The sequence below is a fragment of the Pseudomonas aegrilactucae genome (genome assembly GCF_019168305.1).
Taxonomy (GTDB): domain Bacteria; phylum Pseudomonadota; class Gammaproteobacteria; order Pseudomonadales; family Pseudomonadaceae; genus Aquipseudomonas; species Aquipseudomonas aegrilactucae.
Genome location: NZ_JAHTBI010000073.1, coordinates 1 through 1,459, shown reverse-complemented (window position 1 = coordinate 1,459; position 1,459 = coordinate 1). Strand labels below are relative to the sequence as shown.

Annotated in this window: 1 protein-coding gene; it reads right to left on the bottom strand. The window is 66.8% G+C overall.

Translation table 11 applies throughout. From position 1 onward, the window contains the following. Positions 1 to 1,459: amino acid adenylation domain-containing protein (locus tag KUO17_RS19575; RefSeq protein ID WP_217977171.1), on the bottom strand; the 1,459-nt coding region annotated here is incomplete at both ends.

Below are 1,459 nucleotides of genomic sequence, written 5' to 3'. Positions count from 1 at the left end.
CAGTTCGCTTTGCGGGGCCACATACTCACGTTGCAGCTGGCTGGCATCGGGCTTGGGCAGCGCCTTGCGCTCCAGCTTGCCGTTCGGGCTCAGCGGCATCTGCTCCAGCCATACCCACTGCGCCGGGATCATGTAGTCCGGCAGATGCGCCTTCAGTGCGTGCTTGAGGTGCTCACGCAGATCGTCGTGCCCGGCGCTATCGCGGGGGACCACGTAGCCCACCAACTGCTGGCCGCCTGCGGTGTCGAGCGCCAGCACCACGGCTTCGCGCACGGCGTCGAGCTCCATCAGGCGTGCCTCGATTTCACCCAGCTCGATACGCAGGCCGCGGATCTTCACCTGATGGTCGATACGCCCGCGGTACTCGATCACGCCGTCAGCGCGGTAGCAGGCCAGGTCGCCGGTGCGGTACAGGCGTTCGCCGTTGCCGAACGGGCTGGTGACAAAGCGCTCTGCCGTCAGTGCCGCACGACGGTGGTAGCCGCGTGCCAGGCCTTCGCCGGCAAGGTAAAGCTCACCGGTGACACCCACCGGCAACAGCCCCAGGTCATCGCCGAGGATGTAGGTCTGCAGGTTGGCGATCGGCTGACCGATCGGTACGCCATCCTTGCCTTCCTCGCGGCAGGTCCAGTGGGTCACGTCGATGGCGGCTTCGGTCGGGCCGTACAGGTTGTACAGGCCGGCGTTCGGCAGTTTGGCGAACACCTGTTGCTGGGCGTCCACCGGCAGCGCTTCGCCGCTGCACACGATGCGCGTGAGGCTGGTGCAGCCGGGCACGTTTTCATCCAGCAGGAATGCCTGCAGCATCGACGGCACGAAGTGCAGCGTGCTGATCCGGTGCTGGTTGATCAGCGCCACCAGCCTGGCCGGGTCACGGTGATCGCCCGGCGCTGCGACCACCAGGCGTGCACCGGTCATCAGCGGCCAGAAGAACTCCCACACCGACACGTCGAAGCTGAACGGGGTCTTTTGCAGCACGCTGTCGCGGGCATCCAGGGCATAGGCCTGCTGCATCCAGCACAGGCGGTTGGTCAGTGCGCTGTGGCGGTTGCCGGCGCCCTTGGGCTTGCCGGTGGAACCTGAGGTGTAGATGACGTAGGCGAGGTTTTCGGGGTGCAGATCGACGCCCGGATTGCTCTGGGCGTGCGCGCTCAGGTCCAGCGTATCCAGCGCCAGTACGGGCAAGCTGTGCGGCACGGGCAGCTGTTCGAGCAGGTGCTGCTGGGTCAGCAGCAGGCCGATGGCGCTGTCTTCGAACAGGTAGCTCAGGCGCTCGCGCGGGTACTCGGGGTCAAGCGGGACGTACGCGCCGCCGGCCTTGAGGATGGCCAGCAGGCCGACAACCATCTCGATACTGCGCTCGGCCGCGATACCGACCAGCACGTCCGGGCCGACGCCGCGTGCGATCAGGGCGTGGGCGAGTTGGTTGGCGCGGCTGTTCAGCTCGGCATAGCTCAGG